Here is a 25749-nt window from a genome sequence, read left to right as displayed (position 1 = left end):
CAGCACGCCGTACAGGAGGAGCTCCACCATGACACTGTCCACGACGCTCAACGCCACGGAAGCGTTCATCGCGCGCGAGGACCGGTGGGGTGCTCACAACTATCGCCCACTCAATCTGGTGATCGCATCCGCGCAGGGCGCATGGGTCACCGACTTGGACGGCAAACGATATCTCGACTGCCTCAGCGCGTACTCGGCCATCAATCATGGTCATGCCCACCCGCGCATTCTGCAGACGATGATCGAGCAGGCATCGCGCGTGACGCTGACGTCGCGGGCGTTCCGCAACGATCAGTTGGGTCCGTTCTGCGAGGAACTCGCGACCGTGTGTGGCATGGAGATGGTGCTGCCGATGAACACGGGCGCCGAAGCGGTGGAAACAGCGATCAAGGCGGCGCGTCGGTGGGGCTATCGCACCAAGGACATCCCCGACGGACGGGCCACCATCATCGCGTTCAACGGCAACTTTCACGGCCGCACCACCACCATCGTGGGCTTCTCGTCGGAGCCCTCGTACCGAGAGGGATTCGGCCCGTTCACCCCGGGATTTGTGCTGGCACCATTCGGTGATATCGACGCTGTGCGGGCGCTCATGAACCGAAACGTGTGCGCCGTACTGGTGGAGCCCATTCAATGCGAAGCCGGCGTGTTGATTCCGCCGCCAGGCTTCCTGCGTGCGCTGTCTGACCTGTGCCGCGAACACGACGTGCTGCTCATTGCCGACGAGATCCAGACGGGGCTTGGTCGCACCGGCGCGATGTTCGCCTCCGATCATGAAGGCGTGAAGCCGGACATGTTCGTACTCGGCAAGGCCCTGTCGGGCGGGTTCTATCCGGTATCCGCGGTGGTGTCGCGCCGCGATGTGCTGGAGGTGTTCGGACCGGGTTCCCACGGCAGCACATTCGGTGGCAATCCGCTGGGGTGTGCCGTGGCGCGTACCGCGTTGCGGGTATTGCAGGAGGAACAGCTGCCGGAGCGCAGTGCGCGGCTCGGGGCGTGGTTCCTGCAACAGGTGCAGTCGTTGTCACATCCGGACATCGTCGATGTGCGCGGTCGCGGCCTGTTGGTGGGCATCGAACTGCGTGGCTCGGCGCGGCCGTGGTGCGAAGCCCTCATGGCGCGCGGCATGTTGTGCAAGGAGACACACGACCATGTGATACGCCTGTCGCCTCCACTGGTGGTGAGCGAGGACGATTTGGCCTGGGCCGTGCAGCAGCTGCGCGAGGTGTTTGCTGCGCCGGCGGTTTGACCGCACGACAGGCCGCGCGGCCGACTACCTGACTAGGGAACGACCACCAGTCCCGCACGCGTCCCGAGATCGTCTTCCACGGACGCGAGGCCGAGCGGTGCCCGCCAAGCGCCGCCGTTGACGCGCACCGCGATGCGATGCGTGCCACTGGGCAACGTCTGACGGTGCAGGAAGGCATCGCCGTTGTGGGGCACGCGGGATGCCGTCCACCCACTCAGGCTGCTCGCCACTTCCACCACGGCGTCCGTGGGCGCGGCAATGCGCAGCTCGATGGTGCCACCGCTTTCCCCACGCACCAACAGCACTTCGGGGCCACGCAGTTCTGGCACCGCTGACGAGGTACTGGATGACGTCAGCGACATCCGCGGGCGCGACAGACGCGGCGTCCAGCGCAGTGCACCACCTGCGTAGCGAGCCTGCGGCACACCACGCACCACATCGGCCATCTGCTCACCGACTTGCGCAATCACCATGAGCTGCGACGTGAACTGCCAACCGGCACTCAGGGAATAGCTGCGCGCCGTGCCCTCGGTCTCGGCGAGTCCGCGGCGACGCCCCATGCTACCAGCCAGCAGCACGCGCGCAGAGCGATATGACAGGTCACCGGTCACGTCATGCAATGAGTAGCGCATGGCCTGACGGGACAGGAAGATCTTCGACGCTTCCATCAGCTGGTAGTCGTCGGTGTAGGAGCGCTGCACGGATACGCCGGCCTGCCATCCGCGCACCCCAGCGGTGACACCGCCCACCCACGCGTGACCCTTGCTTTGCAGCGCCATTCGCGAGGTGCGACCACCGCCGCCGCCGCCGTGCAAGCCGATGGGCCCCAGCTGCACCTGTTGCCGTGCATGAAAGCTGCGGTTGCCATTGGCTCCGGGCATCACCAGACCGATGGTGGTCGCGCTCACATCCACATCGGTGCGCGACCAGCGCATCCACGACGGCGCGAACGACGTGCGCAGTACCCATTGTGCGGCGGCCGCACTGTCGTCGGCAAAGGTCATGGCAGCATCACCACCAATGCCCAATGACCGGAACTGCTTCCAGATGCCACCACCCATGGAGGCTGCAGAACGCTGTGTGCTGAGCGGCTGCTGTACGCGCGCGCCGCCCAGGTCCACCCACACCAGCGGACCACTTTGAGCGCGCACAGTGCGAACGGCGCCCAGCCCCAGCATCAATGCCGAAACGATGCACGCGCGGAGCGCATGCATCGTCAGGGGGCCTGCAAAGGACGAACTACTTCTTTGGAGGCGGAGCGCCCGGTCGGATGGGAGCCGGCGTGGCGGGCACCATGCCGTTGAGAACCTGGGCCTGATAATTGAGCAAGGAAATGACACCCTTGGAGCGTAGCTCCATGGCGGCATCCGGCGCGAGTCCCGACGCAATATCGTTGCGGACATCCGTGCCCATCGAAGCAAACTGCGCCGACGTGGCGCCCTTGAGCAGCAGGTCGCGCACACGGCGCGTGGCGATGGACTGCGACACGCCGCTGGCGACCATTTCCGACAGCACGCCAAGGGGCACCGTCAGTGGCTTGCCGGGCCACAACTTGCGCATGTCACGCAGTGTGCTGGCCGGGACACCGGCCTGCAGCGCATCGGCGCCGGCCGCCAGTTCTTCGGCCGAGCGCGTGGGCGCCAGCGCGGCGGACGCCTTGGTCATGCGTTCGGCCAGCAACGACGTGGCATTGCGGATGCGATCGGGCGTGGCGCGCTTGGCGATGCCTTCGCGCACCTTGGTCACCAGGGGTGACGTCGGCAGTCCCTTGGCCGCGGCATCGGCGATCAGGGTGCGAATGGCGGCGCGGGCATCCACGTCGTCGATGGCTTCGTACGGCGCGGCGGCATCCTGCGCGGCCAGCGTGGTCGTGGCCGCGGCATCGAGGATCAGCACACCAACGGCGCCAACCAGCAGGGAGCGCAGTGTGCGGGGGAGAGTGGGGAGGTGCACCATGGTCGTCATCCTCACGGATTACGCACCAGGATGACCGACCCCGGGCGACCGAAGTCGGCGTCGGGGGCCTGCGGCGCGCGCGGGTCAGCGATCCAGCGTTTGCCATTCACCACGAAGGCGTAGACGTGGCGGCCGGGGGCCAGCGGCAGCGTCGTGCTCCAGACACCATTGTCGAGCGTGAGCGGCACCGCGTTCACGTCCCAGTCATTGAAGTCACCCACCAGGCTGACGGCGGTACCACCGGCCACGTCGCGGGCGTCGAGCATGAACTGCACCGGGATGGGCAGTGCCGCGACATCGGCCGCGCCTTCGACAGCGTGCAGCGTGGTGGTCTGCGGCATGGGGTTCACCGTCGGGCCATCGGCCTGCGGAGCCGCGACCCCCGTGGCGACCATGCTGCTGTCGGCGCGTCCGTCGATACGGGCATCGGGGCGCAGCAGGTACCCGCGGGCCACGAATCCAACGGTGAGGGCCAGCGCGGCCATGCCGCCGGCGCGAGCGAGGGGCGGCGTGGAGAACTGCCACCACTCACGGGCACTTTCGAGGCGACCGAGGAAGCGCTGCCAGGGCGTGCGCTTGCGGTCGGCCACCGCGGTGAGAATCTGGGCGATGGCCCGTCGATCGACGTCGGGCATCGGGGAGAGGGCGGCCCGCACCTGACGAAGCAGGCGATCGTCCTCGTGAAAGTCTGCCGAGGATGGCGCACCACCCTCGGAACGGAACCGGTCATTCATGGATCGCACCCTCCCGCAGCACGACACGCAGCGTGTCGATGGCGCGCTTGACGCGCATGCGGAGTGTGGAGCCCTTTGCACCCGTCACGATGGTCATCTCTTCGTAGTCCATGTCGTTCACGTGACGAAGCAGGAAGGCTTCACGTTGTTCTGATGGCAACTGCGCGAGTGCTTTGTGCACGTCGCGAACAAACCCTTCGTCGGGAATGTCTGTTTCGGCGTCGCTGGCGGCATCCACCGGCACGTCGCCGTATTCGAAGGTCTCATGGTGTCGCTTGCGCTTCGCCATGAGTGTGCGGCAACGGTTCCCGAGAATGCGGAAGAACCACGGATCGAACGGTGCATCCTCGCGGAACCGCGCCAGGTTGTCGTGGACACGGAGGAAGGCATCCTGCACGGCCTCCTCCGCGTCTTCACGGTGATGCAGCATCTGCAGGGCGAAGCGCAACGCGCGCGGGTAATAGTGTTCCACCAGCCTGGCGAAGCTTGCGCGATCGCCATGCCGTGCCTGTTGCAGCACAAGGTGAAGTGTTCCTGCGTCGAGCGATTGCACGTCCCGTGGTACCCGAATCAGATGCGGTCTTGCGAAAGAACTGCGTTGATGAAGCGGCTGACGCCGTACGTGGCGCCTACAGCGTCACGCGCGACGACTGCACACCACCGTCCGGCTGCAACGTACCGTCCGCGCCGCGACGGTACGTCCACCACATGACGATTGCTGCCTTCGAAGCGTTGGTGTAGCCCGCGATGGCGGTATAGGGCACGGTGGCCGAAGCCCCCTGCACAATCTGCGGGCATCGCTGGTCGCATGGCGGAAAGAGGGCCACCGTGGCCATCTCACTGTCCACGACCATGTAGCCCACCACGGTCTCGGTGGTGTTACGCAGCGTGAGGTTCGGACGGGTCGCCTTGACCTCCACCGAGCCGGCAACGATCTGACCGTTGCCGTTCGGAGAGTTCTTGGTCCCGTCAGCGAGGCTGTCCGTCGCCGTGGAGCCAGCACACGCGGTCAGCGCGGCCGCGGCCAGGGAAAGGGACAGGAAGTACCGGGTGTTCATGGAATTCCGGGCTGAGGGTTGTTTCGATCCGTCAGCCCGCCATACCCGGGGCCCATCATGCCTGTCACCGGGACCAAATCCCGGGGTGAGCTGAAGCTCATCTGTTACTTCGGCCCCCCTCCCCCGTCTGCACAGCAAGGCGGGCAACCCGGGCGATGCCGTCCGACGCCTCGCCGTCGACCTGTCTTGCCACACATGATCCACGCTATCGAACAGTTCACCGACGCCCTTGGGGAGCCGCTCCGCGAATACAGCCGCGGGCGCCTGGCAGCACTCTTTGCCGACCCCCGTGCGTCCACCTGGGAAGATGCCCATGGTGTGGTGGTGAATGCCCGCGGCCTGACCCTCTGGCAGGCGTGGATTGCGGTCGACCCCGAGGCGCCAATCGCCAGCCGCCATGTCACGCTCGACCCGTTCGACCGGATCGTGGTGCTGCGGGAATGGGAACGGGTGCCCGATACGGCCACCATCGAGCGCATTGTGCGCTTCGCCCTCGAAGACGCCTTGGAGTTCGACCGGCGCTGAGGCGCTGGGTTCCGACAGCTCAGGCTCGCTGACGCGAAATGCGATACGGATCACAACGTGCCGCATAGTGGATTCGGCCATTCGCGGTAGCTTTGTGCATGGTCAAGTCGCTCCGCATCACCGTATTGCTCGGCGGTGTCTCCGCCGAACGTGACGTCTCGCTGTCCTCCGGGCTCCGGATTGCCATGGCACTCCGGGAGAAGGGGCACGAAGTCATTTGCCTCGACCCGGCCGAAGGGGTTCTGACGCGCGAAACCGAGCGGTCGCTGCTGGCGGCCGGTGTCGGCAGTGCGCCCCCGTCGCTCGAGGCGCTGGCCGGGCTCGAATCCCGGTCGCTGTCGCCCGTGCTGGGCACCCTGCCCGAGCTGACCGAGGCCGACTGCATCTTCCTGGCGCTACACGGCGGTCAGGGCGAAGACGGCACCATTCAGGCGCTGCTCGACATGGTGGGCGTACCCTATACCGGCAGCGGACATCTCGCGAGCGCGCTCGCCATGGACAAGCACCTGAGCAAGGTGGTGCTGCGTTCTGCCGGCGTGGCCACCGCCAACTGGATCATGGCGCCGGCTCCCGGTTCCGATGAGGTGCTGGACGCGGAAGACGTGGGCCGACACCTCGACTGGCCGGTGGTGGTGAAGCCGTCCAAGCAGGGGAGCACGGTGGGGCTGTCCATCGTGCGTGCGCCGGGCGAGCTGGCGGCCGCAGTGACGGAGGCGTTCCGCTACGACGACGAGGTGATGATCGAGCGCTTCGTGCCCGGTCAGGAGCTCACGGTGGGCATCCTCGGCGACGACGTGCTGCCGACCATCGAGATCCAACCGGTGAAGGAGCTGTACGACTACGAGTGCAAGTACACCCCGGGGATGGCCAAGGAGTTCGTGGCCGAACTGTCGCCCGAAGCGCAGTCCAAGCTGGCGGATCAGGCCCGGCGGGCGTTTCTGGCGCTCAAGCTGCGGGGATATGCCCGCATCGATTTCCGGCTGGACCCCCAGGGGCAGCCGTGGTGTCTGGAAGCCAACACGTTGCCGGGAATGACGCCGACGAGTCTCATTCCACAGGCGGCTGCCGCGGCGGGCGTCTTGTTTCCCGATCTGTGTGAACGCATCGTGCAATTGGCGCTCGCAGGGCGCTGAGACGTAGCAGAGACGCAAGAGACCCCGTCCCCTCCCATGGCGTACGCGACCTACGACGAATTCGAGTCCACGCGCAATCCGAGTGCCGTTTACTGGCTGATCGGGCTCTGCGTGGGCGTGTATTTCGTGCAGGCCACGCTGGTCGGCGATGCCAACATGGCGCGCTGGTTTGGCTACTCGGCCGGTGATCTCGCGTCGCGGTCGTTGTGGACGGTGGGCACCTACATGTTCGTGCACGGTGGCCTGATGCACCTGTTGCTGAACATGTGGACGCTGTGGCTGTTCGGTCCGCGTGTGGAGCGCGCCTGGGGGCCGAGCACCTTCACCTGGTACTACCTGTGGTGCGGGCTCGGTGGCTGGGCCTTCCACTACCTGTTCCAGAGCAACGGCGGCACGCTGGTGGGTGCGTCGGCGGCCATTCTCGGTGTGGCCGTAGCCTATGCGTCGCGTTGGCCCGACGACGAAGTGCTGTTCTTCGGCGTGGTGCCCATGAAGGTGCGCTGGCTGGTGGTGTTCATGGCGCTGATCAACATCACGATGGCTGTGGTGGACGCGGGCAGTCTGGGTGGCACCGCGTACGCGGCGCATATCGGCGGCATGGTGGCGGGCTGGATTTATCTGCGCGCGCCGAGTGCCGGGAGTCTCGACCGGTTCCGCCGCGGGATCGCGCCAGCACCCGATTACGGCGACGAAACACCGCGTGCCGTGCCCAAGTCGAGCAATCGTCCGCGTGAGCGCGACCGCGATATCGACGACATCGTCGCGCAGAGCAAGGCCGCCGTGGCCCGCGTGCGCCCCACCGCTCCGGCCCGGCCTTCGCCCGCCGCGGTCTCATCGCCTGCGTCACAGACGGCCTTTGACGACGTGCTCGACAAGATTGCCGCTGAGGGCATCGACAGCCTGACCGCAGAAGAGCGGACACTGCTGGACGAGTGGTCGCGGAAACTGCGGAACGAACAGTAAGAGGGTGTTCCGCAGGACTCCGGTTTCAGAAGTCTGAGATCTGATTTCAGAGCTCCGAGACCTGACGGATATAGATGGTGAGAGACCAGACCATCCTAGATGGTGAGAGATCTGAGCACTTCGTCCGCGGGGGAAGTGGCGCTCTCGACAGGCACCGAGGGCTTCGGTAGCGTCTCCCCGTCGTTCTGAGCAGGCAGGCACTCGCCCCGTGCACTCAGACCTCTGATTTCTGAACTCTGTCCTTGCTTGCTACATTTGGCATATGCCCAAGCCTGAACTGCTGGAGAAGTTTCCGAATCCCTATGCCGACCGGGATTACGAGATCTACATGGAGACCGACGAGTTCACGTCGCTGTGTCCACTCGGCGGTGTCGAAACGGACGCGATCGAACTCAAGTTGCTCGAGGGTGGCGCGCCGGACTTTGCCACCATCCGCATCACGTACACGCCTGATGTGCATTGCATCGAGCTCAAGAGTCTCAAGCTCTATTTCTGGAGCTTCCGCAATGACGGCATCTTTTACGAGCGTGTCGTCAATCGCATTCTCGATGATCTCGTCGAAGCGGTGTCGCCGCGCGCGATGACTGTCGTGGGTGACTTCAAAGTGCGTGGTGGCCTCAAGAGCATCATCACCGCGAAGCACGTGAAGGCCAAGTAGGTCGCTCAATGAACGACGCCGCGCGCGGGTTGCGATATGTCGAGACACCACCGGGTGCCGACGCGCAGCCCGTGGCGGCGGCATACTGGGGGTTCGATGTGTTCGAGCTCCCCACCAATCCGTTTGTGCACCGCGTGTGGCCGCATGGCTGCGTGACGCTGGTGTTCGTGTGCCAGGGCACCACGCTGATCACGGCGCGTGTGCATGCCGGCATGCTCGAGCCGTACGAAGTGCCGCTGCGGGAAGGCGTGCGCTCGCGTGGCGTACGGTTCCGTCCCGAGTGCGGCGCGGCGTTTCTGGATGTGGCCCCATCACTGCTGTGCGATCGCAATCTCGACGCACGGGATGTGCTGGGCGACGACGCGTACGCGCTGGGTGCGCAGGTGGCTGCGTGTGCCGATGAAGACGCGGTGCACCGTTGCTACGATGCATGGATCGCCGCGCGTCTCGCCGAACGGGCCACGCGCGCGCAGGACGTGTTGCGCTCGGCCATGGCGCAGGCGGTGCGTCAGGCAGTCGATTTGTTGGTGACGAGCAATGGGCAGCAGCGCATGTCGGAGGTGGCGGCGGCGGTGGGTGTGCATCCGCGCACGCTGCAGCGGCATTTCGTGACGCTGGTGGGAATCACGCCCAAACAGTTCGCGCAGGTGCGACGCGGACGTGGTATGCTGCGCCGCGTGGTCGAAGAGCAGCTCACCGAGCGCATGGGCTGGTCAGGCGTGGCCGCCGAATCGGGGTACAGTGACCAGGCCCACCTGTCACGCGAAGTGACACGACTGACGAAGTTCTCGCCCAAGCGCCTCAAGGATCGCCTGGACACCATCGAACACGGCGGGCTGGTCGACTGACGCGTGGTGCGACGAAACAGGTCGCACCACACGGCCCGCGATGGCGTTCAGTGCTTGATCACGAAGTAGCGGAAGTTGTTCTGCCGCCCTGAAGGACCGAACGATTTTGTGTCCACCAGTCGCGCACTGTTCGCCGCAATCGTGCGCTCCACTACGCAGCGTGGGATGTAGTGCATTTCGTAGGGCGGCTTGCCACGCACGATTTTCCACGCGCGCCGAAAATACTGACGGCGCAGTTTGTAGAACGTCTCCTGCCATGAGCCATCGCGTATCTCGCGGCCATTGGGCACCTGAAACACCGCCACGCCACCGGGACGCAGGATACGCAGGAACTCCTCGACATACCGCACGTTGGACGGCGGTGGCACATGCTGCAGCGTGATGCTGCTGTACACGAAGTCGAATGAGCGATCGTCGAGGAACCGCAGGTTGTCCACCGCGTTCGCGAAGTACTCCACCCGCCCACCATGCTGGTTCAACTCGCGCGCCTTGGCGGCCATTGATTCGGCGATGTCCACACCCGTCACGCGGTCAAAGCGCGTGGCCAGCGCCTGGGTGAGCCGACCCACGCCACAGCCAAAATCGAGCGCCCGGCCGCGCGGCACCACGAGCTCCGTCTGCCGGATGTACTCGAACACCTCGGCCACTTCCCGCTCTCCCGTCGCAAAAAACTCGGGCACATCCCAGCGATTGTGGCGGAAGCGCTCATCCGTCAGGACGGCATAGAACGGGTCTTCGCGACCCAGCTTCTCGTAGGTCTTTTGCGTGTGCTCGAGACTCAAAAATTGATCCGATCGTGGTCACTGAAGACCGATTGAGGCGCACTGTGCGAGCGGCGGGTCGCTCGACGCCGCTAAGTGGCCATGGATTCCGTATTTCGGCAAGAGCGAAAGGACCGCTTTCTGTCGCCGTCGGTGACCTGGACCGCCATTGTCGGATTTCTACAAGACGGAATTCGCGTCTCGAGCGAAGATGAGGCGTTGGCCGGCGCGCCTGGGTGTCATGACGCCGCTTGCCGTTCCCCTACCTCTGTCCTGGTCATTCCGTGCGCCTCTTTCAGTCCATTCTTCCGCGTTCGCGCCGAACCCTGATGCTGGCCGGCGGGCTGCTGGTGGCCGGTCTCGGGCTCTTTTCGTCCTCGTCAGCGGCCCAGACACCGGAGCAGCGGGCGGCTACCCTCCGCACAGCGCAGGAGGCCATGGCCCGGTTCGCGTGGCTCGAGGGCGAGTGGGAAGGGCCCGCCACCGCCATCAATGGTGGCCGCAGCTTCACGCTCACCCAGCGCGAAACCGTGCAGCGGGCGGCGATGAACACCGCGCTGATGATTCAGGGTCGCGGCTCCATGAAGACCGCCTCCGACCAGCCCGAGCGGCTGGTGTTCAATGCCGCCGGCATGTTCGCCTACGATGGCATCACCGGTCGCTACACATTCTTCTCGGCGTCCGGCTCTGGGCAGGCACAGTCGTTCACTGCCGAACTGGTAGGTGCGGACGGGTTCATCTGGGGGTATGCCGGAGCCGACGGACACCGCACCCGCTACACCATCACCAAGACACCGGCCGACGAGTGGCATGAGATCGGACACACGTCCACCGATGACGGCAAGACATGGACGCGGATGTTCGAGATGACCCTCAAGCGGAAGCCGTAGTCTGGCCAGCTCCATCCGGTAGCGTGGACTGGACAGGACCACCTGAAAATCGTCAGTTGAAGGGCGCGGTGTGCTCGGCCAGATCCGGGTGCCCAGCGCCCTTTGTGGTTATGCAGCCTGGCTTTCCAGGTTCTTCGCCGAGGAACGCGTCATGGAGTTTCGGATGAAAGGCATGCAGCCCGTGTTCGTCGCCGGGGTGCTGTCCGTCATGTGTGCCGTTTCGCTGGCCGCGCAGCAGGGTGCGCAATCGGGCACGCAGAAGTCTCAGCCGCAGCACCTCACGGGTGGTAACGAAGGGAAACGGCCCATCGGCTGGCAGGTGCGATATGACGGCGGCGCGGCGCACGCCGGCCATGGCGCCGGCGGAGCGGCGGGCGCCGACACGGTGGCCTTCGCGCAGATGACGCCGGGCTTTCACGTGACCACCGGTGGCGCGGCGGCGCTGCTCTGGCACCCCGACAGCAGTGCCCGCGGCAACTTCGTGGTGGAGAGCTCGATCTTTCTGTTTCCCACCAAGGGGCGCGACCACGAGGGGTACGGACTGGTCATGGGTGGCAGCGATCTGGGCGGGGCTGCGCAGCGCTACACGTATTTCCTGCTCCGCAACGACGGCCGGTTTCTGGTGAAGCAGCGACAGGGCGACAAGCTCACCACGCTCACCGACTGGACGGCCTCGCCGGCGATCAAACTGCAGGCCGGCGGCGACGCCATGAAGAACGATCTGCGTGTGGAAGTGCGAGGCGAGACCGTGCGGTTCCTCGTGAACGGCACGGCGGTGACGTCGCTGCCGCGCGCCCGCGTGAACCCGGACGGCGTGTTCGGGCTGCGCATCAACCACGGCGTGAATGCACACGTGGTGAGTGTGGGTCGGCCCAAGGCGGGTTGAGTGTGGGGGCGGTTCCCTTTGCGGCGCGCCCTGATATATTCGAAGGCTCCCGGTACATGGCGACCATGTACCGGTTTGGCTAGGTAGCTCAGTTGGTAGAGCAGCGGACTGAAAATCCGCGTGTCGGGGGTTCGATTCCCTCCCTAGCCACTACACAAACAGAACGGCCCGACGTGATCACTCACGCCGGGCCGTTTGTTTTGGCCACCTGCTTGTCCGTCAGGCGTCGTGTTGGTCGGCATGTCCTGCCGAAGACGGCCATCGGCCCTCAACCAGCAGGTACATCATCGGCAGCACCAGCAATGTGAGCATGGTGCTGGTGACCAGCCCGCCGATGACCACCGTGGCGAGCGGTCGCTGCACTTCGGCGCCGGCGCCGCTGGAGATGGCCATGGGAATGAATCCGAGGCTGGCCACCAGTGCGGTCATGAGCACGGGCCGCAGTCGCATCATGCCGCCTTCGCGAACCGCCACCGCAAGTGCCCGACCCTCCGTGCGCAGATCGTTCATGCACGACACCATCACCACGCCATTCAGCACGGCGATGCCGAACAGCGCGATGAAGCCCACGCCGGCGGAGATGCTGAACGGCATGCCGCGCAGGAACAGCGCAAGCACACCACCCACGGTGGCGAGCGGGATGCCCGTGAACACCAGCGCGGCCTGCCGCACCGACTGAAACGTGGCGAACAGCAGCACGAAGATCAGCAGCAACGAAAGTGGTACCACCAGCGCCAGGCGCGCCGACGCGCGCTCCAGATTCTCGAACTGCCCGCCGAACTCGGGGCGGTAGCCCGGTGGGAGGCGAATCGTGCCGTCATCAAAGAGCGCACGCACATCCGCCACAAATCCACCGATGTCACGTCCGCGCACATTGCCTTCGATGATCACCAGACGCGATCCGTTCTCGTGACTCACTTCGGCAGGTCCGTTCACGACTTCCACGCGGGCCAGTGTGGCGACCGGCACTCGCTCACCACCCGGCGCACTCACCAGCAGTGCCCCCACCGACGCAGGACTCACACGCGCAGACGCCGGAAAGCGTACCACCAGGTCGAATCGTCGCTGGCCCTCCAGCACCTGTGACACCGGCACACCACCGATCGCTTCCACGGACTGCATCACGTCCGCGGCGTTGATGCCATGTCGTGCGAGCTGTTCGGGAATGACCGCGATCTGCAGCTGCGGCAATCCGTCCAGTTGCTGGGCCTTGAAACCGGCGGCACCCGGAAGCTTCGAGACTGATGCGACGACACGATCGGCAATCTGACCCAGCTGCTGCAGATCGTCTCCGTAGATCTTGATGGCCAGGTCGGAGCGCACCCCGGCAATGAGCTCGTTCACCCGCAGTTCGATAGGCTGACTGAAGCTGAACACCAGACCGGGAATCTCGGACAGCGCAGCGCTCATCTTCGATTCCAGCTCTGCTTTGTTCTTCGCCGCCTTCCAGCGTTCCTCCGGGTGCAGCATCACGAAGATGTCGGAGATGTTCACGCCCATCGGATCGGTGGCGATCTCCGGACGGCCCGTCTTGGCCACGATGTCCTGCACCTCATCGGGGAACTGCTTGAGCAACACCTGTTCGAGTTGCGTGGTCTGTCGCACGGACTCCTCCAGCGACACACTGGGCAATCGCAACACCTGCAGCGCAAACGCACCTTCATCGAGACGCGGAATGAACTCGGCACCAAGGAACGGCGTGGCCGCCAGTGCCAGCAGCACGGCCACACCGGAACCCGCCAACACGCGCCGCTGTCGTGCGAGCGCCCACTCCAGCGCGGGTTCGTAAATCGCTTTCGCGCGGCGAATGAACCACACGTCTTTCTCTTCCACCTTGCCGCGCAACAGCGTCGACACCAGCACCGGTGTCACGAGAAAGGTGATGAGCAGAGAGCCGAGCAGCGCAAACACCACCGTCAGTGCCATCGGGCGGAACATCTTCCCCTCCACACCCTCCAGCGTGAGGATGGGCAAGTACACCACGATGATGATGCCGACGCCGAACAACACCGGGCGTCCCACTTCCACGCAGGCGTCGAGCACGGTGCGTGCAAAAGACTCACCCTCCTTGCGATGCCCGAGTCTTCGCATGGAGTTCTCCACCATCACCACCGACCCATCCACCACCAGGCCAAAGTCGATCGCGCCCAGGCTCATGAGACTGCCCGCGATGCCCATCTTCACCATGAGACTCACGGCAAAGAGCATCGAAAGCGGAATGGCCAGTGCGACAATGATGGCGGCCCGCAGATTCCCCAGCAGCAGGAACAACACCGCCACGACAAGCACGGCGCCTTCCACCAGGTTACGCTCCACCGTGCCGATGGTGCGCTCGATCAGCGCGGTGCGATCGTAGAACGGAATCAGTTCCACGCCACTCGGCAGGCTGCGGGCTGCTGCAGCGAAGCGCTCTTTCACATCTGCCACCACGGTGCGTGCGTTGGCGCCCATCCGCATCATGACGATGCCCGTCACCACTTCGCCGCCACCGTTCTTGGTCACCGCGCCCTGGCGGATGGCAGAGCCGATCTCCACGTCGGCGATGTCACCAATGCGGACAGGTGTACCATCGCGACTGGTGACCACGATGCCACGAATCTGGTCGAGACTCTGCACCTGTCCCACGCCGCGGATGACCAGCTGCTCGGCGCCCTGCGTGAGGTAGCCACCACCAGCGTTCTGGTTGTTGGCCGACACCGCATCGAGCACCTGCCGCAGTGTGAGTCCGTACTGCAGCAACGCTTCGGGGCGCACCAGCACCTCGTACTGTTTGGTGTAGCCACCGAAGCTGTTCACTTCCGCCACGCCGGGAACGCTGCGTAGCTGCGTGGCCACCACCCAGTCCTGTAAGGTGCGTAGCTCGATCGCGTCATGTTGCACACGGTCAGAGGCGACGATGGCGTACTGAAATACCTCGCCCAGCCCGCTGGAGATCGGACCCATCTCGGGTTGCCCGATCGTGGACGGAATGTCTTCGCGCGCCTGCTGCAGGCGTTCCTGCACCTGCTGGCGCGCAAAGTAGATGTCTGTGCCTTCCTGAAAGACGACCGTCACCTGCGAGAGGCCGAACTTGGAGATGGACCGGATCTCTTCGAGTGCCGGCAAGCCAAACATCGACAGCTCCACGGGCAGGGTGATCTGCCGCTCGACTTCGAGCGGAGACAGCGCCGCGGCGTTCGTGTTGATTTGCACCTGCACGTTGGTCACATCGGGCACCGCGTCGATCGGCAATCGCAGTGTGGACCACACCCCAACACCAACGAGCAACACGACGAGGAATGCCACCAGGAGCCGTTGCTTGAGCACGGCTGAAAGGAGTGTGCGCATGGAATCTCCTAGTGTCCGTGCTCGCCGATCTCGCCCTTGGCGAGTTCGGAGCGCAACACGAAGGCACCGCGCACCACTACGGGCGCCCCAGCAGCAAGACCACTGCGGATGATCACCCGGCCACCGTCCACGGTGTCGCCCACCTCGACCGGCTGCGGAACGAACTGACCGGCGCGCGCACCTGGCACGAACACCACCTTGCGGCCGTCCATGTCCTGCACCGCATCGACCGGCACCACCACCACCGGTGTGCCACCGGTGCCCACGAGGATATTGGCATCGGCAAACATGCCGGGCTTGAGTGCCCCATCGCGGTTGGGCAACTCGATGCGTGCCCGCACTGTGCGCCGCGTGACATCGAGTATGGGACCGACGTACACAATGCGCCCTTCGAACGTGCGATCGGGATATGCCGTGGTGCGCACGATGACACGTTGCGATTCGCGCACCCGGGCGAGGTCACGCTCGAAGATGTCGAGTTCGATCCACACGCGTCCAAGGTCGGCGATGGTGAATAGCGTGTCCTGCGGTGTGGCCATCTCGCCGAGGCTGGCATCGCGTGACACCACGACCCCGTCGAACGGCGCGGTCACCGCAAACTGTCCATCGCTGCCATGACCGGCGCCGAGCACGGTGAGCCGCGATTCCGCACTGCGCAGCCGCGCCTGCTGGCGACGCAGCTCGGCTTCAGCGTCGAGCAGTTCCTTGCGACTGGAGATGCCTTGCGCGGCGAGCCGCTGTTCACGCGCGAAGTTTTCGCCGGCGATCTTCACCAGCTCCTGCGCTTCAGTCTCCTCGGAACGGATCTGCCCCACTTCGGGGCTTTCAAGAATCGCCAATGCCTGGCCGCGACTCACGCGCGCGCCGAGGTCCACGCGCAACGTGACAACGCGGCCGCCGGTGCGTGAACCGACATGACTGACACGATTGGCGTCGTATCCGATCGCACCGGTGACGGGCAGCGAGCTCGCGGTGATCGACGGCGCTGGCTCCACCGCGATGCCGCCAAGGCGCACCTGTGTGGAGTCGAGTTGGACGCTCTCCGGTGCGGAGGCCTCTTCGGCCTCGGCGGTGGTGGAGTCAGTCGCAGAACTGTTTGAGCCACCGCACGACACGAGCAGTGCAAGCATCAATGCACTCGCGATGAGGGGCACGCCGAGTCGACGACGTGGCGAGGTGTATGACATCATCGACGTGGGTCCTGAGACGTAGTGGAAAGAGGCTGCACATCGGCGTCGTCGACCGGACGACCACCGAGTGCGGATTCGAGGTCGATGCGTGCGCGTTGACGCGTGAGCCACGCGTCCCAGTAACCCAGCTCGGCGTCGAGCAGTTGGTTGCGCAGCAACAGGAGCGTGGGCAGCGGCAGTTTGCCGGCGCGATAGGCGGTCTCGAGCAGCGCACTGTTGGTGCGGGCCGGCTGCAACACGGTGCGCGCGTACACGGCCACTTCGCTGGCCGCGCCGGCGTAGTTGTTGGCTGCCGCCACGATCTCAGCACGGGCACGCAGCACAGCAGCGCGTCGTTCCTGCTCCACCTGACGACGGCGTGCGGTGAGCATGTCGGTGGTGCCCTGGTTGCGATTCCAGAGCGGAATGCCAAACCCGATGGACGGACCGTAGCGCAGCCCGGCTTCACCGGGCATCTGCTCCACGTACAAGCCCAGTCGCAGATTGGGTAGCGCTTCGCGCCTGGCGAACTGGGCGCGTAGAACGGTCTCCCCAACCAATGCATCGAGCGCGCGGATATCAGCGCGCTGTACGATGGCTGCGCTCACCAGCGAATCGGGCAATGACGGTGCGATGGAATCGGCATCGGTTGTCGATGGCTCGATCATCACCACCGCATCGGGTGAAAGCCCGAGGGCGCGCTTGAGCTCCACCTGACGCGCGACGAGCAGTCGTTGCTCGCTGATGACGCGAGCCTGCGCACGACCCGCTTCGATTTCGGCGAGATTGGCTTCGAGCGCACTGATCTCCCCTTCACGCAGCTGCAGATGCACAGCCTCCAGCAACCGTCGCCCCAACTCGGCGCTGGCCCGCATGACATCGAGTCGGCGCGCCGAGGCTTCAGCGGCAAAAAAGCCGCCGGAGGCCTCGGCGAAACGCTCGCGGGCGGAATTGCCCACGGAGGCGCGTGCGCCGGTGAGTGCCGCGTTGGCGGCGCGACGCCGCAGGCCACGTTGGCCGGCCCATTCGATTTCCTGGCTGAGCGTGACTTCGAGAGGATTGCGGGGTGCTGTGGGCCCCGTGCCCGGTGCGGCGAGTGAGAGGTCGGGATTGAAGGGCAGGATGGACGCCTGCCTGAGGGCGCCACGGGCGATCGCGGTTTCCTCGCGCGCGGCGAGGTATCCTGGATCGCTGGTGAGCACGAGTTGGCGGACACGATCAAGCGTGAGCCGCACGGTGTCTGGCGCGGCAACGGCAAGGCCGGGTTGCGCCGAGGCGCGGGTGGCGCCCAGCAGCAGCAACAGGAGTGTGGCAACGGTGATGCGTACGGCGGGCAGCATGGCCGTGCACGGGATGACCGTGCGGGGCATGGCTGCGCGCCGTCGCATCGCCACGGAATGGCGAACGAACGACATGTGAGAACGGCAGGCCGGTCCCGTCGCTGGCGTGCGCCAGCGTACATGGCGGTGCGCGTGAGGCCATGCACGAAATCGTGCACGCGCACGCAGCACGCCAATGCATCAGGCGGGCTTCGACGAGTACCAGGTTGTGATGGAGTGCGCGGTGATCAGCACCGCGCGCGAGCAAGGCCCTGTGCGCTGCGGAGGCTCACGCAACGGACGGTTCGTCCAACGTCAGCCGACGATCGGCGGACGGAGCTGTGGCTCGAGACGGGTGCTCGCGGGAATCCGCGTCAGGCGGACGATGGGGGCGGTGGGGACGACCGCACCGGGTTCGATGTCTCCCAGCGGGAGAATGTCGGCGGCCCCATGGGCATGCTGACAGTGGCAGGCATGCTGTTCGTGCACCGGATCGTTCACCGGCACGGGCGCCGTGCTCCCCAGGGCGGACATCACCGCCACGCCGGCCGGCCGCGCATCGCCATCATGGGCGTCCGCAATGAGTCCCTCGCCGGAATACACGGCGAGGCAGCACATGACGAGAAACGCGATGAGACGGCGCCAGCGATTCAACTGAGTGTCGTTGAAGGGGATACTGGACCGTAGTGGTTACCGGAAGGTGTGGCAAGTGGAACCGCTCCTCCATGACGCAGGAAGATCGCGAAATCCTCGGGGAGCCCTGCGTTTCGGATCGTCTGCATGTCGGAGATCAGTGCATGGCGCATGCGATGTGCATCGGCTTGGACGCCCGCACGAAGGCGGCCATGATCTTGTCTTCCATCGCCGCGAGATTCGAGGTATCGAGTCCGGCCTCCACGAGAAACTGCTTCGCATCTTCGGTGCGATAGATGCGTGTGGGTTCGATATCGGTCTTCACGAAGCCCGCCGATTGCAGCAGTTGGTGGAATTCCGATTCCTCGAGCGCGCCCGCCACACAGCCCACCCACAGTTCCATGTTGCGCCGCACATCGTCGGGGACGGTGCCGCGCACCACCACATCACTCACCGCGAACCGTCCGCCGGGCTTGAGCACACGGAACGCTTCGGCGATCACGCGCTGTTTGTCGCCCGACAGGTTGATCACGCAGTTGGAGATGATGACATCCACCGAGGCATCGGGGAGTGGGATGGCTTCGATCTGCCCCTTCAGAAACTCGACATTCTGCACACCCGCTTCGGCGGCATTGCGTCGTGCGAGTTCGAGCATGTCGTCGGTCATGTCGAGTCCGTAGGCTTTACCGGTGGGCCCGACGCGCCGCGCTGACAGGATCACATCGATCCCGCCGCCGGAGCCGAGGTCGAGCACGGTCTGTCCGGCTTCGAGTGCAGCGAGGGCGGTGGGATTGCCGCAGCCGAGTGAGGCGAGAACGGCAGCGGAGGGGAGTTCGGCGGTTTCGCCGTTTACGTACAGGTTGGACGTGATGGGATCGACGCTGCCGTTGAAGGCAGCGGCTCCGCAGCATGAGCTGGTGGGGCCGCAGCTGGCGGCGTCCTCGGCGTTCAAGACGCGACGTGCGGCCTCGCCGTACTTCGCACGCACGATGCTGGTGAGGTTTTCAGCCGGAGCGGTCATAGGAACTCCATCAAAAAATGTTGATGTATAGAATGCGACGATACAGGACAGATGCGGCGGACTATCCGCAGCAGTTGGCGGACGGGAGTCGGCGGCCGAACGAGGGGCGCAGTGCGGTCACCGCATCGTGCAGTTCGGTGAGGGCGTCCGGCAGGATGCTGTAGTACGACCAGCGGCCTTCCTTGCGATCGGCGACCAGTCCGGCCTCGCGCAGCACGCGCAGATGGAACGAGAGGCGCGACTGGGCGGCGTCGAGTTCATCCTGGAGTTCGCACACACAGCGTTCCCCGTCTCGCAGCATCTCGAGGATGGCGAGCCGAGTGGGATCGGAGAGGGCGTGGAAGAGGGTGACCGCACGCGTGGCAGTAGGGGCCGTGAGGGGCATGTTCAATTATATCAACAAATGTTGATATGTAAAGACGACTGCGGCGGCGATGGGATGCTGGTGGTACTGCGCAAATGTGCGCCCTCGAATGACGGTCCAATGACACCGCGGCGACACCATGACGGCGCACCTCACCCGCCGCCGCGCCGCACCACATGGCCGCGAACGCCCGTGCACCTACCACACTCAATGGGAGCGCCCCATGACCGATATGCTCATTCGTGCCTGGAAAGATCAGCACTTCCGCGACAGCCTGCCCCACGATACCCTCGCCGCACTCCCAGCCAACCCGGCCGGTCACATCGAGAACGTCGACCCACAGGTCGGCGCAGCCGTCGGTGGCGAAGCACGCACCGAATACCTGCTCAGTCTCGGTTGCTGCCATGGATTCACCAATGCCTGTGGCGGGTTCACCGAGAGCGCGCCCATCTGCACCTCCGTGTGCATGAGCGTCTGGATGACCACCGACATGGTGTGCGCTCTGAAATAGTCGCGGACATCGATCCGAAGGTGCGGCCCGCGGCACCACCACCCCGGGCCCACCTCCGGAGATCCGTTCCTCTTCGACCAGGTCTCACGATGCTCACCGACAACGCCTTCCGGCGCGCCCTGACACTGCGCGAACGCGCGGCCGTCATGCATGGCCACCTGCGGCCCATGACCGATCACCCCGGTCTGATCTCCTCAACACCCGATGCGAAAGCGCTGACGTCCGAAACAAGCGCGGAGCCCACGCATGCCCAACGCCGCGCATCCCGCTGGCAACAACAGTGTGGCGCCGGCAATGCCGAACGCTTCGCCCAACGCCTGGCCGCCGAACAGCTCTCCCTCGACGACCTGCCGCTGCTGCTCGATCCGGACGCGCTACCATCGGACCAGACCGCAGCATCCACCACGCCGTCATGGTGGCGCGGCACATCCACGTCCGCGCTGCCTCCCCTGCCCGATCGCACCGCGCCGCCGCACCGCTCCCAACAGCAACGGGCGTTCTTCGGGTTTCTCGCAATCGCTGCGCCCCAACTGCGGCGCGCCCACGCCCAGCTCCTGCGCGCCCTCCGCGTGCTACCGGGACTACGCCCACTCTGCGCGTCCCCCGAGCATCTCACCGATCTCGCCACCTCGGCGCTCGCCTCCGACATCGCAGAATGCGTCGCCAAGGTCCTCGTCCTCGAGCTCAACGTTATGCGGCTGCGAGGAGGTCTCGTCGGCAACACCGGCGACGAACGTTTCCAGCACTTCTTGCGCACCCTCGACGACGATGCCACTCGGCAGGCGCTCTTCAACGAATACCCGGTCTTGCTGCGCACCATCGAGCTTCGTGTGCAACACTGGTATCGGCACACCATCGAGCTGCTTCAGAGACTCACCAACGATCGCCACGCCATCGAGACACGACTGCTCGATGGCGTCACACTCGGCAAGCTCACCGACATCGCCTACGGCGCCGGCGACAAGCACCGCGGTGGCCGCTGTGTCACCATCCTCACATTCGATAACGGTCAGCGCATCGTCTACAAACCACGATCACTTGCCGTCGATTTGGCGTTCCAGCAGCTCGTGGCCTGGTCCGCAACGGGCACCGGCGACAACACGCTCAGGCAGCCCGCGCACCTCCCTTGCGGCGCCTACGGCTGGAGCGCCTTCGTCGAACACCTCCCAGGCGCCGACACCGAAGCCATAAAGACGTTCTATCGACGGATGGGTGCACAGCTCGCGCTGCTCTTCATTCTGGATGCGACGGACATGCATCTCGAAAACGTCATCGCACACGGTGACACGCCGGTGCTCGTCGATCTCGAGGCTCTCTTCCACCCGCGACTCGACTCTGTCGTTCGCTCTGCAGACGCCCGCACCGCTGCTCCAGATGAAGGCTGGAGCGCGTACAACGAATCCGTCATGCGCGTCGGGCTCCTGCCAAGCTGGAGCTATCACAACGCCGACGGCGAAGGCATCGAGCTCAGCGGAATCGGAGGCGCTGCCGATCAGCTCCTCCCCGACGAACAGCAGATCTTCTCCGCCATCGGACAGGACACGATGTGCATCGTGCGCCAGCGTGTCCGACTGCCGAACGGCAAGAACCAGCCACATCTCGACAATCAACGCATCGATCCGGCGGCCTACGCCAATGCCATCGTCGACGGATTTCGCGCCACCTATCTGCATCTCGTCGAACATCGGGACTACCTGCTGAGCAACAGCGGGCCGCTGACGGCATTTCGAAACGCCGATGTGCGCGCGGTCTTTCGCCACACCAAGGCCTACGCCACACTGCTCCGCGATGCGCACCATCCTGACCTCCTGCGCGATGCCATCGATCGTGACATCCACTTCGATGCCCTCTGGCGCGCTGTGGAGACAAGGCCGTGGTTCGCGCAACTTGTTCCCCACGAACTGGAAGACCTGCAGGTTGGCGACGTGCCCCATTTCACGACCCGCCCAGCCAGTACTTCGGTCTGGACGGCCAATGGCACAGAATTGCCCAACTTCTTCTCGGAAGACGCATTCAGTCGTGTTCAGCATCGCATACAGGCCCTCGATCCGACTGACTGCGAACGCCAATGCTGGTTCATCCAGGCCGCACTTGCCGTACTGGCGACCGATACACACATCACTCCAACACCGGCCACCGACTCGGCACCGGCAACAGCGGACCAGGACACCCCGCGCAATATCGAACCCCGCGACATCGAAGTCCGCGCTCGCGACATGGCTCGGCAAGTTGCCGATCGCCTCGTCCATCTGGCCCTGCAGCGCAACGAAGCGGTCAACTGGCTTGGTGTGTCCCTCGTCAATGACAAACACTGGTCACTCCAGCCACTTGGCGATGATCTCTACAACGGCCGACTTGGCGTCGCACTGTTTCTATTGGAATGCGACCGCGTGCTTGGGCACCCGGAAGCCCGCGCCCTTGCCCGCAGGACACTGGACTCCTGCGTTGGGCGCCTCGCTTCGTTGGTCGATGGCAAGCCCGCCTCGGCCGAACACCGCTCGACCATGTTCCGCGGCAGCGCCTTCCACGGAAACGCGGGGGAAGCCTTCGTGCTCGCCCACGCAGCACGCACCTGGAACCTGCCACACTACGCGACCCTCGCGTGGTCGCTGCTCGAGCGTTCCGCTGAAGGCATCGCCTACGACGATCAACTCGATGTGATTGGTGGCGTGGCAGGCTGCGCCCTCGTTGCCGGCACCCTGATCGAGTTTGCGCCGCCACCAAAGAATGCGGCGAGTATCGCTGCACTGATCGAACAAGCCGGCCTACGCCTCCTCGCAAAAGCGGAACAGCATGGAGACGGGTTGGCCTGGACGACGCGCATCGATGCCGCACTGCCGCTCACGGGACTCTCGCATGGTGCATCCGGTATCGCGCTCGCCCTCCACAGAGCTGGGCGAGTGCTCGGACGCTCCGACTTTCTCGAGACCGCACGCCAGGCCGTCCTCTATGAACGCCACGCGCATGCCACTGCCGAAGGACGCTGGCCCGACTATCGGCGCATTGCGGTGCGGCCGCCAGAAGGGGGCTGGTCATCGATGAACGCCTGGTGCCATGGGGCTTCGGGCATCGGCCTCGTGCGTCTCGAAATGCTTGCCAGCCAGTCGAGCACGCATGCCATATCCGGATTGCAACGCGACCTCGAGTTCGCCGTCCGCGATACGCTGCTGCATGGATTCTCGGGCAATCATTCCCTCTGTCATGGCATGCTGGGCAACTACGCGCTGTTGCACGACGCTGCCCGCATCACCGACAGCACCGCCGCACGCCAGCAAAGCGATACCATCGCTCGAGGCATTCTCGACTCCATCGATCGGGTCGGCGTACAGTGTGGCATCCCCCGCGGCATCGAGACGCCAGGTCTCATGACTGGCCTGGCCGGCGTCGGCCTGGGGCTGCTCAAGATGGGCGGCGCCAATGTGGCCGATGTGCTCACGATGAAGCTGCCGAGCGTGGGATGAGCGACAGTCGACGCCTTGCGGTGATCAGGCAGCTTTCGGATACCGAGTGTGGTCCGGCGTGCCTTGCCATGCTGCTCACCTGGTTCGGTCGCAGCACATCGCTGCAACAGTTGCGGGATTACCTGCAAGCCGGCCGCGACGGACTCTCGATCGCCACCCTCGTGGAGTGCGCTCAGCAGGAAGGGTTGCTGACGAACGGACGGCGAGTCGCCGCGGACGACCTGGCCACTCTGAAAACACCCGCTCTGTTGCACTGGCGCGAACGCCATTTTGTACTGCTCGAGTCGGTCACGCCGACGCACGCGATCATCGTCGATCCCGCGCGCGGGCGCCAGCGTGTGGCGCTGAACACGATCAATGAAAATCTGTCGGGTCCTGCGGTGGAGTTCAGAGCCGGTCCGGACTTCCAGCAGAGAACGCCTGTCGATGCGCGCCCGGTGATACGCTATGTGCAATGGCTGTTCGAGCCCACCGTTGCAAGGCAGTACCTCGTTGTGGCGATCATCGTCTCGCTCGCGCTACAGCTCTTCGCGCTCCTGGTACCCGCTGCCACGGCCGTCCTGGTGGATTCCACGATACCATGGGCTAGCTATGGCGCCGGGCCGCTTGTGGCGGCGATCGCGTGCATGGTGATCGCCCGTGTCGGCGTTTCCTTGCTGCGTGGACAGGTCATCGCGCGGTTGCAGCGTGCGATAGACGGCCATGTCTCGGTGCAGTTCTTCGATCATCTGCTGCGATTGCCTCATCAATTCTTCCTGCAACGCACCACCGGCGACCTGCTGCAGCGCGTGAACGGCAATGCCGCCATTCGCGACCTCTTCACCACGCAGCTCATCGGCGCCAGTCTTGACGCACCCATGGCGGTGGGATTCCTCGCGATCCTGTTCGCCGTGTCACCGCTACTGGCCATCATCGCATTGGTGTCAGCTGCCGCACAGGTGGGGATTCTCCTGCTGGCCATGCAACGCCAGCGTGATCTGGCGGTACGCGTGCTCGCGGCACGGGCGGAAGAACAGGGACGTACTATCGAGACATTGGCCGGTATTGCCTTCGTGAAGGCCGTCGCCGCGGAATCACGCATGCACGCCAGGTGGCAGCAGGCGTTTCAGCGTCATCAGGCAACGCTTTTCGAAACCACTGTGCTGGCCACTGGCATCGAGGCGATGCTCGGGGGACTACGGCTGGCGACACCCTTGATCGGGCTCGTCGTGGGCATGATGGCGGTCAACAACGGCTCGCTCAGCCTCGGGCAGATGCTCGCCGGCACTACACTGGTCGCCTCGTTCATCCAGCCTGTCCTCGCGCTCATACAGGCCGCACAACAGCTGCAGACAGCCGGTGCCTACATCGAGCGTGTGGTCGATGTCCTCGACACCACACCGGAAACATCACCCCACGAGAGAAACGAGACGCATCCCGAACTGGCGTTCGCCACGACCACTGCGATGAGCCGACCAGGCAGGCGACTCACCTGCCACGCGCTGGAGTTTCGTTTCGGCAGTGGATCACCACCGACGTTCAGCGATGTGTCCATCGATATCGCTCCCGGACAGGCACTCGGCATCATCGGTCCGACTGGGTCCGGCAAGAGCACTCTGGCAAAGGTGCTGATGGGGTTGTGGCCCCCGACCGCAGGGCAGCTGCTGCACGACGGTGAGCACTTCGGCATGCACCGCCAACGTCTTCGGTCCCGGACTGGCGCCGTGCTTCAGGAGTTCGAGGTGTTCAGTGGAACCGTGATGGAAAACATCGCGCTGGGGATGCCCGATGCCAGCCTCGAGATGGTACGGCGCGCCGCAACGATGGCCTGCCTCGACGGTGACATCACAGGGATGCCAATGGGCTATCACACCCAAATCGGTGACCGCGGCATCGCCTTGTCTGGCGGGCAACGTCAACGGTTGGCGCTCGCACGCGCGCTGCTTCACACGCCGGACCTGCTGGTGCTCGACGAAGCCACCAGCCAGCTCGATGAACAGACGGAGCATGTCATCAACAACCGCGTAGCAACACTTGGCGCCACCCGCATCATCGTTTCTCACCGGCTGAGTGCCGTGCGGGACGTGAACTGGCTTCTGGTCTTGCAGGCCGGTCGCGTGGTGGCGGCTGGTGCGCCAGAAGATGTGTTGCGTGAGCTGAGGTCTCCAATGACAAGCGCATCGTTGGCGCACGTGCAACGCAAAGCGGGTTGAAAGGACCTGCAGCGCTGGGCGGGGGGAGCCGACACCCCGTTCTTCAACACGCCGCAGTCGGCAGATGTGTCGCGGCGTCAATCAATGGAGG

At 64.8% G+C, this 25749-nt stretch carries 23 protein-coding genes and 1 tRNA gene; 12 read left to right on the top strand and 12 right to left on the bottom strand.

Going from position 1 to position 25749, the window contains the following annotated elements; all coding sequences use genetic code 11:
• Nucleotides 1-28 precede the first annotated feature (28 nt).
• Complete coding sequence (rocD, locus tag VGE27_RS02780) at nucleotides 29-1249, top strand: ornithine--oxo-acid transaminase (RefSeq protein ID WP_331048104.1); 1221 nt, start codon at nucleotides 29-31, stop codon at nucleotides 1247-1249.
• Nucleotides 1250-1281: 32 nt separating this feature from the next.
• Here the strand turns inward: rocD and VGE27_RS02775 are convergent, their stop codons facing one another.
• From VGE27_RS02775 to VGE27_RS02755, 5 genes are all read right to left on the bottom strand, one after another.
• Nucleotides 1282-2463 (bottom strand): hypothetical protein, encoded by a 1182-nt coding sequence (locus VGE27_RS02775; protein ID WP_331048103.1) that lies wholly within the window; start codon nucleotides 2461-2463, stop codon nucleotides 1282-1284.
• A gap of 25 nt (nucleotides 2464-2488) precedes the next feature.
• Complete coding sequence (locus VGE27_RS02770; RefSeq protein WP_331048102.1) at nucleotides 2489-3220, bottom strand: hypothetical protein; 732 nt, start codon at nucleotides 3218-3220, stop codon at nucleotides 2489-2491.
• Complete coding sequence (locus VGE27_RS02765) at nucleotides 3217-3939, bottom strand: isoamylase early set domain-containing protein (RefSeq protein WP_331048101.1); 723 nt, start codon at nucleotides 3937-3939, stop codon at nucleotides 3217-3219. Before VGE27_RS02765 ends, VGE27_RS02770 begins: the two co-directional genes overlap by 4 nt.
• Nucleotides 3932-4459, bottom strand: coding sequence for an RNA polymerase sigma factor (locus VGE27_RS02760; protein ID WP_331048100.1), 528 nt, complete (start codon nucleotides 4457-4459; stop codon nucleotides 3932-3934). The genes VGE27_RS02765 and VGE27_RS02760 overlap by 8 nt, the downstream gene beginning before the upstream one ends.
• A 109-nt stretch (nucleotides 4460-4568) precedes the next feature.
• The gene (locus VGE27_RS02755) at nucleotides 4569-4997 is read right to left on the bottom strand and encodes a hypothetical protein (protein WP_331048099.1); all 429 of its coding nucleotides are present in this window, start codon (nucleotides 4995-4997) and stop codon (nucleotides 4569-4571) included.
• A 195-nt stretch (nucleotides 4998-5192) separates the two neighbouring features.
• On the opposite strand from VGE27_RS02755, the gene VGE27_RS02750 reads away from it, so the two are divergent.
• From VGE27_RS02750 to VGE27_RS02730, 5 genes are all read left to right on the top strand, one after another.
• On the top strand, nucleotides 5193-5522 hold the full coding sequence (locus tag VGE27_RS02750; RefSeq protein WP_331048098.1) for a hypothetical protein: 330 nt from the start codon (nucleotides 5193-5195) through the stop codon (nucleotides 5520-5522).
• A gap of 98 nt (nucleotides 5523-5620) precedes the next feature.
• The gene (locus VGE27_RS02745) at nucleotides 5621-6655 is read left to right on the top strand and encodes a D-alanine--D-alanine ligase (RefSeq protein ID WP_331048097.1); all 1035 of its coding nucleotides are present in this window, start codon (nucleotides 5621-5623) and stop codon (nucleotides 6653-6655) included.
• A gap of 36 nt (nucleotides 6656-6691) precedes the next feature.
• Complete coding sequence (locus tag VGE27_RS02740) at nucleotides 6692-7618, top strand: rhomboid family intramembrane serine protease (protein WP_331048096.1); 927 nt, start codon at nucleotides 6692-6694, stop codon at nucleotides 7616-7618.
• Between the two features lie 262 nt (nucleotides 7619-7880).
• The gene (gene queF / locus VGE27_RS02735; RefSeq protein WP_331048095.1) at nucleotides 7881-8276 is read left to right on the top strand and encodes a preQ(1) synthase; all 396 of its coding nucleotides are present in this window, start codon (nucleotides 7881-7883) and stop codon (nucleotides 8274-8276) included.
• Between the two features lie 8 nt (nucleotides 8277-8284).
• Nucleotides 8285-9124, top strand: coding sequence for an AraC family transcriptional regulator (locus tag VGE27_RS02730; RefSeq protein WP_331048094.1), 840 nt, complete (start codon nucleotides 8285-8287; stop codon nucleotides 9122-9124).
• Nucleotides 9125-9171: 47 nt separating this feature from the next.
• Here VGE27_RS02730 and VGE27_RS02725 read toward each other — a convergent pair whose 3' ends face one another.
• A complete protein-coding gene (locus VGE27_RS02725; RefSeq protein WP_331048093.1) occupies nucleotides 9172-9906 on the bottom strand; it encodes a class I SAM-dependent methyltransferase in 735 nt (244 codons plus the stop codon).
• Between the two features lie 263 nt (nucleotides 9907-10169).
• Between VGE27_RS02725 and VGE27_RS02720 the strand changes: the two genes are divergently transcribed.
• The 3 genes from VGE27_RS02720 (at nucleotide 10170) to VGE27_RS02710 (ending at nucleotide 11811) form a co-directional block, all read left to right on the top strand.
• Entirely contained in the window at nucleotides 10170-10775 is a 606-nt protein-coding gene (locus tag VGE27_RS02720) for a hypothetical protein (RefSeq protein WP_331048092.1), read from the top strand.
• Between the two features lie 163 nt (nucleotides 10776-10938).
• Nucleotides 10939-11661 carry a hypothetical protein gene (locus VGE27_RS02715; RefSeq protein ID WP_331048091.1) on the top strand — a complete coding sequence of 241 codons (723 nt, stop codon included), beginning with the start codon at nucleotides 10939-10941 and terminating at the stop codon, nucleotides 11659-11661.
• A gap of 77 nt (nucleotides 11662-11738) precedes the next feature.
• A tRNA-Phe gene (locus VGE27_RS02710) sits at nucleotides 11739-11811 on the top strand.
• 69 nt (nucleotides 11812-11880) lie between these two features.
• On the opposite strand, the gene VGE27_RS02705 is transcribed toward VGE27_RS02710, so the two are convergent.
• The 6 genes from VGE27_RS02705 to VGE27_RS02680 all read right to left on the bottom strand — a co-directional run bounded on the left by VGE27_RS02705 (nucleotide 11881) and on the right by VGE27_RS02680 (nucleotide 19515).
• A complete protein-coding gene (locus tag VGE27_RS02705; protein ID WP_331048090.1) occupies nucleotides 11881-14988 on the bottom strand; it encodes a CusA/CzcA family heavy metal efflux RND transporter in 3108 nt (1035 codons plus the stop codon).
• 8 nt (nucleotides 14989-14996) lie between these two features.
• Nucleotides 14997-16178 (bottom strand): efflux RND transporter periplasmic adaptor subunit, encoded by a 1182-nt coding sequence (locus VGE27_RS02700; protein WP_331048089.1) that lies wholly within the window; start codon nucleotides 16176-16178, stop codon nucleotides 14997-14999.
• Complete coding sequence (locus VGE27_RS02695; protein ID WP_331048088.1) at nucleotides 16175-17572, bottom strand: TolC family protein; 1398 nt, start codon at nucleotides 17570-17572, stop codon at nucleotides 16175-16177. Before VGE27_RS02695 ends, VGE27_RS02700 begins: the two co-directional genes overlap by 4 nt.
• Nucleotides 17573-17791: 219 nt before the next feature.
• Nucleotides 17792-18130 (bottom strand): hypothetical protein, encoded by a 339-nt coding sequence (locus VGE27_RS02690; RefSeq protein ID WP_331048087.1) that lies wholly within the window; start codon nucleotides 18128-18130, stop codon nucleotides 17792-17794.
• 136 nt (nucleotides 18131-18266) lie between these two features.
• Nucleotides 18267-19130, bottom strand: coding sequence for an arsenite methyltransferase (locus tag VGE27_RS02685; RefSeq protein WP_331048086.1), 864 nt, complete (start codon nucleotides 19128-19130; stop codon nucleotides 18267-18269).
• A gap of 61 nt (nucleotides 19131-19191) precedes the next feature.
• Nucleotides 19192-19515 carry a metalloregulator ArsR/SmtB family transcription factor gene (locus VGE27_RS02680; protein WP_331048085.1) on the bottom strand — a complete coding sequence of 108 codons (324 nt, stop codon included), beginning with the start codon at nucleotides 19513-19515 and terminating at the stop codon, nucleotides 19192-19194.
• A 202-nt stretch (nucleotides 19516-19717) separates the two neighbouring features.
• Here VGE27_RS02680 and VGE27_RS02675 point away from each other — a divergent pair, with 202 nt between their 5' ends.
• The 3 genes from VGE27_RS02675 (at nucleotide 19718) to VGE27_RS02665 (ending at nucleotide 25658) form a co-directional block, all read left to right on the top strand.
• Nucleotides 19718-20005: a mersacidin/lichenicidin family type 2 lantibiotic gene (locus VGE27_RS02675; protein ID WP_331048084.1), complete on the top strand. Its 288-nt coding sequence runs from the start codon at nucleotides 19718-19720 to the stop codon at nucleotides 20003-20005.
• 89 nt (nucleotides 20006-20094) lie between these two features.
• Nucleotides 20095-23466, top strand: coding sequence for a type 2 lanthipeptide synthetase LanM family protein (locus tag VGE27_RS02670; protein WP_331048083.1), 3372 nt, complete (start codon nucleotides 20095-20097; stop codon nucleotides 23464-23466).
• The gene (locus VGE27_RS02665) at nucleotides 23463-25658 is read left to right on the top strand and encodes a peptidase domain-containing ABC transporter (protein ID WP_331048082.1); all 2196 of its coding nucleotides are present in this window, start codon (nucleotides 23463-23465) and stop codon (nucleotides 25656-25658) included. The genes VGE27_RS02670 and VGE27_RS02665 overlap by 4 nt, the downstream gene beginning before the upstream one ends.
• Nucleotides 25659-25749: the final 91 nt, after the last annotated feature.

This window comes from Gemmatimonas sp. (genome assembly GCF_036405635.1).
GTDB lineage: Bacteria > Gemmatimonadota > Gemmatimonadetes > Gemmatimonadales > Gemmatimonadaceae > Gemmatimonas.
Note: the sequence above shows the minus strand (reverse complement) of the source record. Positions and strands in the feature narration are given on the sequence as shown.